The organism is Rhizobium sp. FG113, from assembly GCF_057809895.1.
Map to the genome: position 1 here is coordinate 74,717 of NZ_JBMDKV010000003.1, position 14,003 is coordinate 88,719.

General features: G+C 61.2%; 21 protein-coding genes. 5 read left to right on the forward strand and 16 right to left on the reverse strand.

Annotation, left to right across the window (positions count from 1 at the left end):
• Positions 1 to 10: 10 nt before the first annotated feature.
• The 3 genes from ACODTZ_RS10470 to ACODTZ_RS10480 are packed head-to-tail and all read right to left on the reverse strand — an operon-like array spanning position 11 to position 3,629.
• Entirely contained in the window at positions 11 to 853 is an 843-nt protein-coding gene (locus tag ACODTZ_RS10470) for a DUF1365 domain-containing protein (protein ID WP_489025553.1), read from the reverse strand.
• Positions 850 to 2,187, reverse strand: a complete 1,338-nt coding sequence (locus ACODTZ_RS10475; protein ID WP_489025555.1) for an NAD(P)/FAD-dependent oxidoreductase — start codon at positions 2,185 to 2,187, stop codon at positions 850 to 852. The genes ACODTZ_RS10470 and ACODTZ_RS10475 overlap by 4 nt, the downstream gene beginning before the upstream one ends.
• Positions 2,184 to 3,629, reverse strand: a complete 1,446-nt coding sequence (locus tag ACODTZ_RS10480; RefSeq protein WP_489025557.1) for a cryptochrome/photolyase family protein — start codon at positions 3,627 to 3,629, stop codon at positions 2,184 to 2,186. Before ACODTZ_RS10480 ends, ACODTZ_RS10475 begins: the two co-directional genes overlap by 4 nt.
• A 295-nt stretch (positions 3,630 to 3,924) precedes the next feature.
• Here ACODTZ_RS10480 and ACODTZ_RS10485 point away from each other — a divergent pair, with 295 nt between their 5' ends.
• From ACODTZ_RS10485 to ACODTZ_RS10505, 5 genes are all read left to right on the forward strand, one after another.
• Positions 3,925 to 4,125, forward strand: coding sequence for a hypothetical protein (locus ACODTZ_RS10485; protein ID WP_018900109.1), 201 nt, complete (start codon positions 3,925 to 3,927; stop codon positions 4,123 to 4,125).
• A gap of 9 nt (positions 4,126 to 4,134) precedes the next feature.
• Entirely contained in the window at positions 4,135 to 4,725 is a 591-nt protein-coding gene (locus ACODTZ_RS10490; protein ID WP_489025559.1) for an alpha/beta hydrolase, read from the forward strand.
• Positions 4,726 to 4,846: 121 nt separating this feature from the next.
• Complete coding sequence (locus ACODTZ_RS10495; protein WP_489025561.1) at positions 4,847 to 5,281, forward strand: hypothetical protein; 435 nt, start codon at positions 4,847 to 4,849, stop codon at positions 5,279 to 5,281.
• A 178-nt stretch (positions 5,282 to 5,459) separates the two neighbouring features.
• Entirely contained in the window at positions 5,460 to 6,683 is a 1,224-nt protein-coding gene (locus tag ACODTZ_RS10500; RefSeq protein ID WP_489025563.1) for an MFS transporter, read from the forward strand.
• A 123-nt stretch (positions 6,684 to 6,806) separates the two neighbouring features.
• Positions 6,807 to 6,989, forward strand: coding sequence for a hypothetical protein (locus tag ACODTZ_RS10505; protein WP_489025565.1), 183 nt, complete (start codon positions 6,807 to 6,809; stop codon positions 6,987 to 6,989).
• A 285-nt stretch (positions 6,990 to 7,274) separates the two neighbouring features.
• Here the strand turns inward: ACODTZ_RS10505 and ACODTZ_RS10510 are convergent, their stop codons facing one another.
• From ACODTZ_RS10510 to ACODTZ_RS10570, 13 genes are read right to left on the reverse strand one after another with little or no spacing between them, the layout of a single operon-like run.
• Positions 7,275 to 7,493, reverse strand: a complete 219-nt coding sequence (locus ACODTZ_RS10510) for a hypothetical protein (RefSeq protein ID WP_489025567.1) — start codon at positions 7,491 to 7,493, stop codon at positions 7,275 to 7,277.
• On the reverse strand, positions 7,490 to 8,008 hold the full coding sequence (locus ACODTZ_RS10515; protein ID WP_489025569.1) for a hypothetical protein: 519 nt from the start codon (positions 8,006 to 8,008) through the stop codon (positions 7,490 to 7,492). Before ACODTZ_RS10515 ends, ACODTZ_RS10510 begins: the two co-directional genes overlap by 4 nt.
• Positions 8,008 to 8,703, reverse strand: coding sequence for an NERD domain-containing protein (locus ACODTZ_RS10520; protein ID WP_489025571.1), 696 nt, complete (start codon positions 8,701 to 8,703; stop codon positions 8,008 to 8,010). The genes ACODTZ_RS10515 and ACODTZ_RS10520 overlap by 1 nt, the downstream gene beginning before the upstream one ends.
• On the reverse strand, positions 8,704 to 8,916 hold the full coding sequence (locus ACODTZ_RS10525) for a hypothetical protein (RefSeq protein WP_489025573.1): 213 nt from the start codon (positions 8,914 to 8,916) through the stop codon (positions 8,704 to 8,706).
• Complete coding sequence (locus ACODTZ_RS10530; protein WP_489025575.1) at positions 8,913 to 9,497, reverse strand: Rieske 2Fe-2S domain-containing protein; 585 nt, start codon at positions 9,495 to 9,497, stop codon at positions 8,913 to 8,915. The genes ACODTZ_RS10525 and ACODTZ_RS10530 overlap by 4 nt, the downstream gene beginning before the upstream one ends.
• Positions 9,494 to 9,730: a hypothetical protein gene (locus ACODTZ_RS10535; RefSeq protein ID WP_489025577.1), complete on the reverse strand. Its 237-nt coding sequence runs from the start codon at positions 9,728 to 9,730 to the stop codon at positions 9,494 to 9,496. Before ACODTZ_RS10535 ends, ACODTZ_RS10530 begins: the two co-directional genes overlap by 4 nt.
• Positions 9,727 to 10,437 (reverse strand): hypothetical protein, encoded by a 711-nt coding sequence (locus tag ACODTZ_RS10540; protein WP_489025579.1) that lies wholly within the window; start codon positions 10,435 to 10,437, stop codon positions 9,727 to 9,729. The genes ACODTZ_RS10535 and ACODTZ_RS10540 overlap by 4 nt, the downstream gene beginning before the upstream one ends.
• Positions 10,434 to 10,754: a hypothetical protein gene (locus ACODTZ_RS10545; RefSeq protein WP_489025581.1), complete on the reverse strand. Its 321-nt coding sequence runs from the start codon at positions 10,752 to 10,754 to the stop codon at positions 10,434 to 10,436. The genes ACODTZ_RS10540 and ACODTZ_RS10545 overlap by 4 nt, the downstream gene beginning before the upstream one ends.
• Positions 10,751 to 11,410: a hypothetical protein gene (locus ACODTZ_RS10550; RefSeq protein ID WP_489025583.1), complete on the reverse strand. Its 660-nt coding sequence runs from the start codon at positions 11,408 to 11,410 to the stop codon at positions 10,751 to 10,753. The genes ACODTZ_RS10545 and ACODTZ_RS10550 overlap by 4 nt, the downstream gene beginning before the upstream one ends.
• The gene (locus tag ACODTZ_RS10555; protein WP_489025585.1) at positions 11,407 to 12,300 is read right to left on the reverse strand and encodes a hypothetical protein; all 894 of its coding nucleotides are present in this window, start codon (positions 12,298 to 12,300) and stop codon (positions 11,407 to 11,409) included. The genes ACODTZ_RS10550 and ACODTZ_RS10555 overlap by 4 nt, the downstream gene beginning before the upstream one ends.
• Positions 12,293 to 12,784 (reverse strand): hypothetical protein, encoded by a 492-nt coding sequence (locus tag ACODTZ_RS10560; protein ID WP_489025587.1) that lies wholly within the window; start codon positions 12,782 to 12,784, stop codon positions 12,293 to 12,295. Before ACODTZ_RS10560 ends, ACODTZ_RS10555 begins: the two co-directional genes overlap by 8 nt.
• A complete protein-coding gene (locus ACODTZ_RS10565) occupies positions 12,781 to 13,092 on the reverse strand; it encodes a DUF551 domain-containing protein (RefSeq protein ID WP_489025589.1) in 312 nt (103 codons plus the stop codon). The genes ACODTZ_RS10560 and ACODTZ_RS10565 overlap by 4 nt, the downstream gene beginning before the upstream one ends.
• A complete protein-coding gene (locus ACODTZ_RS10570) occupies positions 13,082 to 13,924 on the reverse strand; it encodes a hypothetical protein (protein ID WP_489025591.1) in 843 nt (280 codons plus the stop codon). Before ACODTZ_RS10570 ends, ACODTZ_RS10565 begins: the two co-directional genes overlap by 11 nt.
• Positions 13,925 to 14,003: the final 79 nt, after the last annotated feature.

Sequence of the window (14,003 nt, forward strand, 5' to 3'; positions counted from 1 at the left end):
CACGCTTATGTTATTCCGCAGCCTCCGCCGTCTCGCGCGGCGCGACCACGCTAACAGAGGCGGGTGGTGCAGGCTTGACGATGTATTTCGCGCCCTTCAGCCACAATTTCAGCGCCTCCCAATGAATGCCGCCGACAATCTTGATCGGTAGAAACGGAATGGCGGCCGTGAGCCACGCCAGGTTCCTCGTCGTGAGCCCCACCTGTCGTCCGGCGAAGGTGGCCGCAAGCAGCGGGCCGTCGGCGTCGGTCTCCAGAATACGCCAGCGGATCTCCTTGCCCGGTGGCAGCATGCGGAAATTGTAGCGCATGCCCATCTCGATGAACGGCGAGACGTGAAAGATCTTGTCGCAGCTCTGCCGAATGCCGGTGTCGCTCATTTCACCGGGGCCAACGGGGCAGACATAGGTATGGCGTTCGCCGAACGTGTTGCGCACTTCGTAGATCATCGCGATCAGTTCATCGCGGGCATCATAGGCATGGTAGACGGAGAGCGGATTGAAGACGTAGCCGAGGATGCGGGGGTAGCAGACCAGCACGATGCGCTGGGCACGCAAGCCCGCATGCGCCAGCAGTTCATCGGCATGCGGCCTGGCACCCATCTCGCCGCCATGGTCGCTTTCGTGGAACGACACGGCATTGCGTTTGTTCACGGAAAACAGCGCGGACAGCCTATCCGCCTCATCCAGCCGGTCGAGATCGATCGCCATCGAGAACACGCGGTAGCGAAAGCGGTGGCCGAAGGGCTTCATGCGCTGGTGCATGACGTCGCCGACGTAGAGTGCTGCCGAGGCCTCGGGCGGCGGCCCGTTGTCGCGCATGCTCACGCCTCGTCCTTCGCGCTTCTTCGTCATGCGACGGCGTCCAGCTCCTGTTCGATACTATCAGTCTTGAGCGTGCTCCACGGCAGCGCCGCGCCGAGCGCCTTGGCGGCCGCGAGGCCCGAACTCAGCCCATCCTCGTGGAAGCCGTAGCCCGTCCAGGCGCCGGCAAAGTAGCAGCCGTTGCGTCCCTGTATATCCATGAGCGCGCGCTGCGCCTGAACGCTGTCGGCTGAGAACTGCGGATGCTCGTAGCTGAACTCCGCGAAGACCTTGCGCGGGTCCGGCTCGCGATCGGGGTTGAGCGTCACGAACAACGGGAAGCGATCGTCGATCGCCTGCAGCTTGTTCATCCAGTAGGTGACGGCGACATCGGCGTTACCGTTAGCCGAGCTGGACCGCAGATAGTTCCAGGACGCCCAGACCTTCCGGCGCTGCGGCATCAGCATCGGATCGCGGTGAAGCACCACCCTGTTGGGCTGATAGGGAACCGCCGCCAGCAACCGTTTTTCCTGCTCGGTCGCATCGATGAGCATGCGCCGCGTCTGATCGCTGTGCGCGGCAAGGATCACCTTGTCGAAGTGGCGCTCCTCGCCGCGGTCATCAACGATGGTGACGCCGGTCTCGGTCCTGATGACCGCGCGCACGCCGAGCCCGAGCTTCAGCCGGTCACCCAGAGGCGCAAGCAGCTTGTCGAGATAGTTTCGGCTGCCGCCGGTCACCGTGCGCCACTGGTGCTGCCTGGAATAGATCAGGCGGTGATTGTCGAAGAAGTTGACGAAATGTTCGGCCGGAAACTGCATCATCTTCGCCGCCGGCGTCGACCAGATCGCGGCTGCCATCGGTACCAGATAATTGTTGGTGAACCCGGGCGAGAAGCCGCGCCAATCGAGATAGTCGCCGATCGAGCGCGCGGCGAGGTGGCCGGCGGCGCGGTCGAGAAGGCAGGTCTTGTTGAAGCGCAGGATCTCCCGGATCATCAAAAGGAACGACGGGCGCACCAGATTGCGCTTCTGCGCGAAGATCGAAGATAGGCCGCTGCCGCTCCACTCCAGCTTGCCGTGGTCGAGCGAGAGCGAAAAGCTCATGTCGCTGGCATGGGTGGCGACGCCGAGCCGCGCAAACAGCGCGGTCAGGTTCGGATAGTTCGGCTCGTTATAGACGATGAAGCCGGTATCGACGGGAATGTGCACCCCGTCGTAGTCGACATCCACGGTGGCGGTATGGCCGCCGGCGCGCGTTTCCTTCTCATAGAGCGTGACGTCATGCAGCGGATTAAGCGCCCATGCCGCCGATGCCCCGGAAACGCCGGAGCCGATGACCGCGATCTTCAAGCGACTGTGCGGGTGGTGAAAATGGGCGTTCATGCTGCGTCCTTTACGGCGTTGTAGGCTTTCAACGCCCGGTCGCGGGCGGTCGCGTGGTCGACGATCGGCTTGGGATAGGTTTCGCCAAGCTTGACATCCGCCTTGTCGAGCACGCTCTGCGGTGCGGCGAACGGCTTGTGGATGTATTTGGTATCGAGCGCCGCAAGCTCGGGAACGAACTCGCGGACATAAGCGCCATCGCGATCGAACTTCTCGCCCTGCAGCACCGGATTGAATATGCGGAAGAAGGGGGCGGCATCCGCCCCGCAGCCCGCCACCCATTGCCAGCTGGCGGCATTGCTCGCCGGATCGGCATCGACGAGCGTGTCGCGAAACCAGGCTTCGCCGCGCCGCCAGTCGATCATCAGGTCCTTGATCAGGAACGAGGCTACGATCATCCGCACCCGATTGTGCATGAAGCCGTGCTTCCAAAGCTGGCGCATGCCGGCGTCGACGATTGGGTAGCCGGTCATGCCCTTGGTCCAGGCGCGGAAATGCGCGGTGCTGTTGCTCCACTCGAACCCGTCGAAGCGGTCGTTCCAGTTGGCGTAGGGCAGCTTCGGGAAGTGAAACAGCAGATGGTAGGAGAATTCGCGCCAGGCGAGCTCCTTGCGGAAATGAACCAGATCGTCCGCCGGCACGTCCAGCCCGCGCGTCTCCTCCCAAATCCGGGCAGGCGATATCACGCCGAGCGCCAGATAGGGCGACATCATCGAGGTCGACTGCTTGGCCGGAAAATCGCGGTCGGCCTTGTAGCCTTCGAGGCTCTGATCGAGAAAATCCGCAAGCCGCTCGCGCGCCGCCTCTTCGCCGGCAGTCCAGACCTCGGCGAAATCCTTGGCCCAGTCCGGCTTGGTAGGCAGAAGCTTCCAGGACTTTAGCGATTCGCTTGCGGGAAGCTCCGGCGCGAATTTGACCTTCTTGGGCGCATCGACAGGGTGCGGCGGCTCGCCCGCACCCTCGAGTGCGCGCCAGAACGGCGTGTAGACCCGGTAGGGCGTCCCGCCGCCTGTCTTCAGCCGCGACGGCTCATGCAGCAACTGGCCGGCGAAGCTCTGCGCATCCAGGCCCTGCTGCTCAAGCTCCCGCTTGATGCGCGTATCGATGGCGATGCCGGGAGGATCGTAGCGGCGGTTCCACATGACGGTGTCCGCACCGGTCTTCTTGATCAGGTCGACGAGCACATCGAGCGCATCGCCGCTCACAAGATTGAGCGAGCCGCCAAGCGCTTCGATCGATGCCGTGAGCGATGCCAGCGAATGATGCAGCCACCACTCTTGCGCGCCGCCTAGAGGCCCGGTGCCGGAAGAGGAAGGCTCGCGGATATAGAGGGGAATGATCGGGCGTCCGGTGCGGCAGGCAGCATGCAGCGCATGATTGTCGTCGAGGCGAAGATCCTTGCGAAACCAGAGGATAAGCGGCTTTGCGGCATCGTCGGACAATGAATGTGATCCCCTGTTTCTCTCTTGTCTCTGTTACGAAGCTACGGGGAGTGTGGATCAAAAGTTTCAGCCTGCATAAAGATTTAACACGGCACATCGGCAAATTATCCGACAGGATCGTTGGTCGCGCGCCTCGTGGGTCGATCGTCGCCCTCAGGCGAGATCAGCATGGCGATTTTTCCGCTTGTCCGCGCATGCAGGGATGCTCATTCCTTTAATCTACTAAAAAGATAGAGAATACTGCTCTCATCAGATGGCGGCCCGAAAAAGACGCAGCCGCACAGGAGAGACGACGATGAGTATCATCCGGCATTTCGATCGCCTTTGCACCATCCGCGACCAGCTGGAAGCGAGGCTCGAGCTGCATGAAGCGCGCTATTGTTTCGGCAGCGAAGACGTCGAGGATGGAACCGGCGCCGATCTGCGCGAGCGCATCATGCAGATGACCGACGAGATCTCGGCGCTCATGCACAGCCCGCGCTATTCCGATTTCTAGGAGGGAGCGATGACCCCGACACTGATCATCCCCGGCCTCTATGGCTCCGGCGAGGGCCACTGGCAGCGATACTGGCTCCGAGATCATCCTGACAGCGTTCTGGTGGAGCAGGACGATTGGGACGATCCCTTGGTCGATCGTTGGGCCGACCCGCTTGACGAGATGCTGCTTGAGCACGGCGAGGCCTATATCGTCGCCCATAGTCTCGGCTGCCTGCTGACGGCGAAGTTCGCCGACCGGCCATCGGCGCGCCGCATCAAGGGCGCGCTGTTGGTCGCTCCCTGCGACCTGCGCCCCACGGAACGGCGACACCCGGATGCCGCCATCCGCTTCGGGCCGATGCCGACACGGGCGCTGCCGTTCCCCAGCATCACCGTCGGCAGCCTGAACGACCATTACATGGAGCTCGACCGCCTGACGCTCTACGCGCGTCTGTGGAAGACCGAGCTCAGGAACATCGGCCTTGCGGGCCACATCAATATCGCCAGCGGCTTCGGTCGCTGGACCGGCGGCTATGCGCTCTTCGACAATCTCAGGGAGAAGGCGAAGGCGCCGAGGCGATACGTACCGGAACACGCGTCGCACACCTCGCTTGGCTGATCGCCATTGCCGTTCGATGTAATCGTCGGCGCCCATATCCCCCGAACGGTGAAGCGCGACAGTTGTCGTAATGCTGTAATGTGGTCCCCATCGATAGCATGTGACGGATGGGAGGCCGGATATGTGGTATGAAGTTGCCTTGGCCATGACACTCGTGGCGTTTACGCTCAGCAGTTGCCAGACGGTGGTCACAAATACGCCGCCGCAGATGTCGACGGCGAAAATGAACTGCGATCCCGCCACCAACCGCTGCCAGACCCCCGAATTCGGCATCAAGCAGAAAGCCCGGAAGGGCCAGAGGGTCTCCTGGACGATGCAGCCGGCCGAGGGCTGGCGTTTGACGGGCAATCCCAAGACCACCTTCGCCGGCAAGGGCGTCTACGACGTGACCGTCACCGCATGGGACGCCAACTCGCTGACCTGCCAGTGGCACGCGGAGGGCGATTCCAAGCTCTTCGCCAGCGACGGCTGGGTTGCCGGATATTGCTACGCCGACGCCGAACTGATCCCGCCGCCTGCGCCGGTCAAGGTGCGTTCGACGAAGAAAAAGAGATAACGTCTCTGGTCGGATGACCGCCGCGGCGGGCGCTGTCGGCGGTCACGATCACGTGTCTTAGCAGAGCCGAACGGAAAGCGGCCCCGCCGCCATTGACAAGCACGCCGGTCCGGGCGGAAACGGTTGCAGCAACAACCCTCAGAGGCGCGCTGTCGGCAGCGCTCCGGACAGTTTTCTCATGGATGCATCAGCAGTTCACCAGGATAGCGTTCTGCGCCATCCCGGCTATCTCAATTTCGCGGCTTCCCGCGTCTTCTCTTCTCTCTCTTTTCAATGCGTCGCCATCGCCATGGGCTGGATGATCTACGATCAGACCCACAGCGCCTTCGCGTTGGCCATGGTTGGGCTCTGCCAGTTCCTGCCAATGGTGGTTCTCACCTTCGTGGTCGGCCACGTCGCCGATCGGTTCGACCGAAGGCGTATCGGCCTGATCTGCCAGCTGATCCTCGCCACCGTGTCGGCGGCGCTTGCTGTCGCCACCTGGCAGAACTGGCTGACGCCGGCGGGCATCCTGACGGCGGTGACGATCATGGGCGCGACCGTCGCCTTCGAGCGCCCGACGATGGCGGCACTTCTTCCCAGCATCATGCCGCCCTCGCTGCTTCAGCGCGCGGTGGCGACATCGACCTCGATGATGCAGACGGCGCTGATCGTCGGCCCGTCGCTGGGCGGCTTGCTTTACGGCGTCGATGCCGTCGCCCCCTTCGCCGTGGCCGCCGTCCTGTTTGCCGTTGCAAGCATCAACGTCATTTCGATCCGCATGGAGTGGACGCCGAGCAAACGCGAACCGGTCACGCTCGCCTCCGTCTTTGCCGGCGTCTCCTTCATCAAGAGCAAGCCGGTCATGCTCGGCACCATCTCGCTCGATCTCTTCGCCGTTCTGCTTGGCGGCGCCACGGCACTCCTGCCGATGTTCGCCAGCGATATCCTGCATGCCGGTCCGTGGGGCCTAGGCATGCTGCGCGCGGCCCCGGCTGTCGGTGCGCTCACCATGTCGATCGTTCTGGCAAGACGCTCGCTGACAAGCAAAGTCGGGGCGAAGATGTTGACTGCCGTGGCTGTGTTCGGCGTCGCGACGATCGTCTTTGCCGTATCGACCAATATCGCGCTGTCCATCGTCGCGTTGCTGGTCGTGGGCGCGGCCGATACGGTCAGCGTCGTGGTGCGCAGCTCGCTGGTTCAGCTCCTGACCCCGGATTCGATGCGTGGACGTGTGAACGCCGTCAACTCGCTCTTCATCGGCACCTCGAACCAGTTGGGCGAATTCGAGTCGGGCATGCTCGCCGGAATGATGGGCCCGGTTGCTGCGGGCGTGATCGGCGGCGTCGGAACCATCGTCGTGGTGCTTCTGTGGACGCGGCTTTTCCCGGATCTTCGCAAGGTCGACACGCTGCAAGGGTAGGGTGCCCAGCCGCAACAAGCGTTCGCCAATCGTGACGTAAGAAATTTAGGCCCTAAGATATTTACGTGGCGTTTCGCGGCTGCGTGCTAGCTTAATAGCCAAGACAGTTTCGAGGAGGTCCATATGAAGCGAATTTCAACCGTCCTGGCCGCGATCACGCTGATAGGCCTTTCGGCGCTCACTACAGGATGCGCGGGCTACCCGACCTCCGCGGGGTCGGCATCCGGCTATGTGCCTGGCGATTCCATGAACCGCGCCTGCTCCGATGGCTTCAGGCCAAGCAACGGACGCTCCTGCGGCTATTGATGTCGCCTCTTCCTCTTCATCCCCGTGGCTAGATCGCCCGCGGGGATCAAACAATCGCGCCGTCGCTGAGGAGAACCTCGGGGCGAAACCTATCGCTTTGATTCTGGAAAAGAAAAAGGCCTGCATTTTTCAATGCAGGCCTTTTAGAAACTGGCTCCCCGGGCCGGATTTAACTCCCTTGGTATTTGAAGCGGACTCGCCTGCTGTGTAGGCGTTCTGGGGAATTTTTGCGGTCTACATTCGAGAAATGTGGTCTGAAAAGTAGTCCGAAAAGTAGTCCGAAATTTACGCAGCGGCTCCCATCAATTTCATCACACGATCGAGCTGGCTTCCGCCCGTTGATTCTTGGCGCAGCTTCGCGGCCAGATACTCGCGTTCGCAGCGATCGAGGATCGGTTGCGCCCTCGGTCCCTTCCGATCGACAAGCTTCGCGGCAAAGATCAGCATCTCGCCCCAACGCTCGAGCGTGATCTCCTTGGGTGTGTTGCGGGCAGGGGTTCTCACAAGGCCCTCCATGCCGTGAAGTCCGACCGGAGCGAGATCCAGCGCTGGGCTGCGTCCTGGTCCTCATTGAGCTTCGACATGGACGAGACGTTGAGGACGGAGCGCACGCGAGTTTTCGTCTGCTCAACATCGCTGTCCTCGGCGAGCTGGTGCCGCTCAATGAGGTATCGGCGAAACGCACGATCATCCTTGCACTTCATCGCGCACTCTGCGGCATAGTTCGGACGCGGTTCGTCCTTCGCCGGGGTGCCGGCGAGTTGTCGATAGGCGGCGCGGCAGCGATCGAACAGATTGACGAGGAGTGCCTGGTTCTCGGCGGAGCGCATCAGGAAATTGAGAAAAGGCACCGGAAGGTCGTTCGCCAAATTTGCGATGTGTCTCGGTTCGTTGTCGAATGGGTCGGACGCCATGAGGCGCGCGACCGTACCGTCGGTCTCGATAAACCAGTCCACGCCAACGGCCGCTAGATCGGTCCGGATCGATTGGAGCTTGTTTTTCTCAGCTTCGGTTGCCATTACGCGGCCCCCTCGAAAATCGGGGCGTCGGCTTCGGTGCAGGTCCGGATGCGGAGGATCTTGCAGATGCCGAGCGTCAACTCCTTGCCATTGCAATACCAGCGCAGCGCCGACTGCATCTCGGCAAGCGTCGACCGTCTCGTCGCTGATACATTGAGCGCGCTGCACAGATTGTAGAGCTCGTCGCGCCAAAGGAGATTGAGCGCGCCGGAAGGAAGCGGGCGCTCCAAGGATTGAGCGGGAAGGCGCCACTTCTCTATGCTATCCCAACCGCGCTGGCTTTCCGGCAGCATTGCGCGCCGCTTTTCCGGAAAAACCCAGACCTCGTGAGCGCCGCCCGAGACGCCGGCCGGCACCACTTTCATGAAGAATTCCTCGCCGCGCTGATAGTGCGCCGCGCCCTGGTTTGTTTTCTGTTCGACCAAGAATTTCTCATGGATGGCAGCGACCGAGTGATGGGCGCATGTCTTCATTGCTTTGACCTGAGCGTCAAGGCGATCGAGCTTGTCCTTGGCCGATTTTATTTCGACCGCGATGATCTCGGCCCGATCCACCGCGATCAAGTCCATGCGGTTGTCGCCGAATGAGCTGACGTTGATTTCATGTATGATGCGCGCCGAGGGGCGACGCTCGCGGATGCGGGCAACAACCGCTTCGCGGATCTCGGCCTCTGCGCTTGAACGATATCCTGGCATCTAGTGGACCTCCACCGTGGCGGTCGCGCGCTTCGGAAGCCGATAGGCAATGATGTCGTCGAACCCTTTTTGCGGGCCGCCGTGTTCCCACCGGGTCGCATAGCCGGACCCAGCTCGTGCAATTCTGGTCTTGCCGTAGCGGAGCGTGACATAGACGGGTATTCCGACGGTGATCGGCATCTGCCCGCCGTTCCAAATGATCCACGGGGTCATGGTCTGGTCGCCTTGTTCATTGAAAGTACGATGCCGGTTTGAGCGTCGATCCGCAGCAAGTGCAGCGGGCACGTTATGACGCCGTCGACGGCGGGCTGATCGGCGAGGGAAACGGAGCGGTGCGGGCAAATCCAACCGCGCGCGTCGCGCTTGGACTGGCGGCCTTCCCATTCCTCAACATGGCACTTCCACTGATGACTGTTCCCGCGATCGATAGCCTCGCCGATCTGCTCTATCAGCTGGGGCACCGCAGGGTTCGACTGTCGCTTGCACAGCATCCTGCGCCAAACTGGTGCTGGCAGTCCGTCGGCGTTGACTTGGTCGTTGATCTGCATTGGCGATCCCCATGCCGAGCGCCAGTAACTATTCTGGTTCGTGGGGCGACCGCGCGGGCTGGGCATGAAGCGCGCATCTAAATGATAGTGATCATGCGCGAATTCGAGGCAATGCCGATCGTTATGCTTCGGGCCTATGATTGGCCATGCGCGCTGCTGGCTGTACCAGGTGCCGACAACGGTCGGGACCATGTAGCATTTCCCGACTTCAGGAGGGTGTGTGAGCTCGTCGATGCGGGGGATCATCTTTCGCCTGCCTCTGACGGATACTCGTCGCCGTAGCGGAAGGTGTGCATGTCGGCGTCGGGAAGCTCCTCGCCGGTCTCGAGGTCGACGACTGGTGAGTCGTCCAGGCATGCGAAATGGCAGGTGCCTTCCTCGATGTCGGTGACGCAATTGTCGTCAGCCTTGAACGGCTCGGCGCAGATCGGGCAGCGGTGAATGTCGACTTCGAGGGTGTCAGGATTTGTCATGCTCATGCGCCCTCCGCCGTCTCTACGGGCGGTGGGGTTCGGCGTGCGTTCCGGATCTCGTAGAGCCGCCCCTCGCTGAGGTACTCTTCGTACTTGTCCGAGCACGCGTTGCACTGCCAGCTAATCCAATCGAAACCTTCAGACCAACCGGCGCCCCAATCAAAGAGGGTGCCTTTCCCGCAAGGGCATGGCTGGTTGGCGCGATAGTCGTGCTTGTCAGCATCGTTCGCTGCGATGGAATAGTTGATAGGGCCATAGCCCTGGTAGGGCCCGAGAAGCTTATCAAGCTCTGGGTCTTTGATTTCGCCCGCCAAAGCCTTCTCGATCGTGGCGAGGCACCTATGTGGATAGTCGCCCCATTGCTCCCATATCCGGTGAGCGGCTCGAATGCCTATTCCATGCTGGCGGATCACATGCTTCGCCCATTCGCCTGCAGAGTGCCAAGCGTACCTAACACCGGTAGAGTTGCCGCCTTTCGACACACGGTAGGTCAGACCACAGACGGTGAGACGGCGACTGGGACCGAACCGGGGAACCAGGTGGCCATGGGGGTGGGCATCACAGATCCGAACGCCCGCTTCTATGCGAACTTTGGAAATCTGAGACCAAGTGCGGCCACGGAATGAATGCTTGTAGGGTGCTTGAATGGCAGCCTCCAATGCTTCCGCAGTATTGGCGGCGCGCATGCCGTCCAGATATTCTGAGAGCTTCATTCCCCGCCTCCCATAGGAGAGGACAGAGCGGCGCTTTCGATTTCCGCCCACGGGTGAAGGTGGCAATATTTGGGGTCAACTGCCTTGTAGAGCTGGTGGTAAGCCTCCTCGACGTCATTGCGAACCAAAGCATCGCGCATCGCGATGACGGCCTCCGCTGTCAGGGTGACGCCCACCGAAAGCTCAGCGGGCGCTGCCTCTCTGTAGCCGTCAGTAGCGGTTTGTAGCGGCTCCATTGCGGCTGCTGCCGCGATAGTCTCGGCCGGCACGACGGTCACGCGGTTGCAGTGCTGGCACACGGTCTTGATGATGGTCACGGCTGATCCTCCCGAGTACCACCGACACTGCGGGTCAGCAGTGTGCCAAAGCGGTGGGCGTTCCGCTGCGCGATATGCGGTTCAGTTTCAGCAAGCTGCCCGAGCTCACCCGAAAGGATGTGCAGGAATACCGAGAAGACCTCATTCAGATCGTGGCCAGCTAGGTGCTCGCGAATGGCTTGGGCGAGGTTGCGTTGACGGCGGGATAGCGCAGGGAGTGCCACCGAAAGCTCTGCGGGCGCGGCCGGCTTCGTCCTCTCGTAGATCAGGCGGGCGATCTTGATGCGTGCCATCGAACCGTCGTCGCAGGTCATGATCTCGCGGATCTGCTCGTCGCTGATGGGGGCGAAGCGCCCAACGACATGAGGTGCGGTCGCTCCTGGGCGTGCTTTCACCTCATCCACGAGCGTCCTAAGACCCTCTACTTCCATGTATCCGATCGGATCATCGCCCCCCACCACAATAACTTGGGGCGCTGGGGGCTCAACAACGCCGAAATCACTCTCGTAGGGCGCACCCGCATGGGTGATGGCGACCTTTGCGTCGGCGACAAGTTTGTCGAGCTCTTTGAGCCCGACATAACCGTTGCTGCCGTTGACGGGAAAATCGACGTCCCACTTTACCAGGCGCTGTGCAATCTGGAGAAGTCCTGTCATGCTGCTTCTTTCTGGGTGAGCTGCGCCAAGATCATTCGGCAACCGAATTGGATGGCGGCAATTTGAATGAAGGCCCGGTGAGGATATTCGTGGGCAATGTAAGGATCATCGCCGCCGAGATCGCCCCATAAGAACTGCGCTGCGCCTTCTTCGGTGTCGAAGTGTCCGCGCGCCTCGTCGAGCATCGCGTGGCGGTCTTCCGACTTAAGGACGTCGTACTGGTCTTCCCAGTGGCTTACCGCTTTGCGAACCTCGTGCCAGCGGCGCCAGCAGTCTCGTTCGCTATCGTCGAGGGCCGTCAATGGCCGCTGTTCAAGCCATGACGCTTCATTCTCCCCTTCGTCGTTCAGCTTCCCTAACGCCGGCTTCTGTCGGCGCCATGCCCGCAGCTCGTCGCGATCGCCATCGTATTTTTTGGTTCGCTGCCAATTCCATTCGCCGAGGAGGTGTTCGATCACCTCCGCATTCAAGCTCTCTTTCAGGGCGTCGAAGGTTGCGTCGCGATCATACTCGCGGCGGACATTCGTCTTCGAGAGAAGGTAGTGGTAGTCATCGGAGAGGAGCCAGCGGCAGGCTTCATCGAGCGTTGGCATGGCTTGGTAATGCACCACTGTAAGCTCGCCGAGATCTCCGACGATCGTCATGTGGCCGGGCGTCCATGTCAGGGTGAAGCAATAGGTAGAAGTGTAGGAGAATTTCACGCTCTGGACGGGAGTGAAGGTCGCGAAGCCGGGGCGATGATCGATGCGGCCGCTGTCGTATTTCTTGTCGGTGTAGTGACCATGAAAGCGGAATGACCGAACAGGCTCTTCCTTTATAACGTGCTGGCCTGCCCAGCGATCTATATCGCTGATCGCGTAGTCTTTCAGGTCGCGGTAATTTTTACCCATTGATGTCGTCCTCCCCGCAGCCTGCGCCAACGGTCTCGCCGTTCTTTCCCGATGTGAAAACCTTCCAGTGGCGCCAGCCGCGAGGGCAATGAAAGCCCCATTCTCGGATGCGCGGCCCGGTTATGAAAACGGTCCAGCACGGGCCGTCATGAAGCTCGATGCGATGTGCCTGGGCGGCATAGCGGAACTTCATCTGCCCGGCGGTCCGAACTGTCCGGACGTTGATGCCGCCGGCGTTGATCGTGTGCTCGGTGTAGGTGCCACGCAGCAGAATCGATAGGTTCCACCACGGATGGTCGTGAAGCGCCCTATCATCGTCGGACCGCTGGAAGTGGTGCAGATAGATGTTGAACCACTTGTTGCGGGGGATGAGCCACCATCTGGCGAGATAGGTGTCATCTCTGCCGCCGATGTAGATATCCGCCTCACGGGTACCAGCAATGGAGATCAGGCGCGGAGCAAAAAAGTTTGCGATGATGTTCATCGTGCGCAGCCCTCTGGTGCATCCGGCTTTGGCATCCAGTGAGATGGATGATCGGCGTAGGTCTCCTCGTCGCCCATGTGATCGCCGATGGCGTTCATGGCATCGGGCTCGATCCAGTATCCGCCCTGGTTCTCGCTGACGAAGACCTCGCCGCCGACAATCTTGTCTGTCGGGTCGCCATCTTCATCGAGCTCCACGATCGGCCAATAGACGATGACCGTCTCGTTGAATGGCGCGGTGCTGATGTCCTGCCAGCCTGTTCCCCGATCAACGGGTGATGGGGCGGGGGTCTCAGCGTCATGCTGCATCTTCGGCTCCCGGCGTTGCTTGCGACGGCTTCTTCAGGAAGCTCCATGGGACCGGCGGCGCCGCGTCGCCATCGGTTTTCATCGGCATGTAAGTTGCGACGATATCGGGGCGTCCGCTGATCGTGATCAGGATCGGTCCGGGGCTTTCGGGTGTTCCGGTCGGACGATGGAAGAACAACGGCGGAGCATCTGGTGCACTTTCCTCGAGTGCAAGATCGAAGATCCGTTCAAGTCGTGAGACGATGAACGGATTAGCTGCGAAAGACCGAAGTGCCGGCCCCGGCGCCTCGGTGCTGGCGCTAACCAACGGGCGACGCCAGTCGATCGCCACTCCAGCTTTTGCCGCATAGTCGATGCCGATCTCGTGCACTCCGACGCTCGCCGTTCTCTGAAAGAGCACGGGTTGGAAGGCTCGTTCTTCCTCGGCAAAGCAAGGGGCTCGCATCTTGGTGGTGATGAACATGCCCGCGTTCGTCGCCCAGAATGTGTCGGGCTGCATCCACTCGGGCACGTCGACGGGGTGGCTCTCCCCGCAGAAGGTGAGGTTGACGGGCTCTGGTGCGCAGGCGGCGCAGAACGCCGCGATCGGCACGCGGAAGGTCATTGGTGCGTTGCACCAGGCTTCCCGCGAATGAAAAACGGCCATGACGTGGCCGCTCACGGCACCGACAAAAGCGCCGCCGTCCGGCGCCGGCTCCATAAAAAGGCTACCGTCCCAGAACCGCAGATCATCCTCCGCATACTCGGTGATCGGTTCCAGTGCCCATGCCAGCTTGGCAGGGAAGTGGCCTGTGAGATTTTTTTGCTCTGCAGGTCGGCGTTTGTCGCTCATAGAAGTGATCCCTTTGATTGTGCCTCTGCGCAGCTCGAGCACGTGTGAACCCAGATCCCGGCCCGCCGAAACACACGCC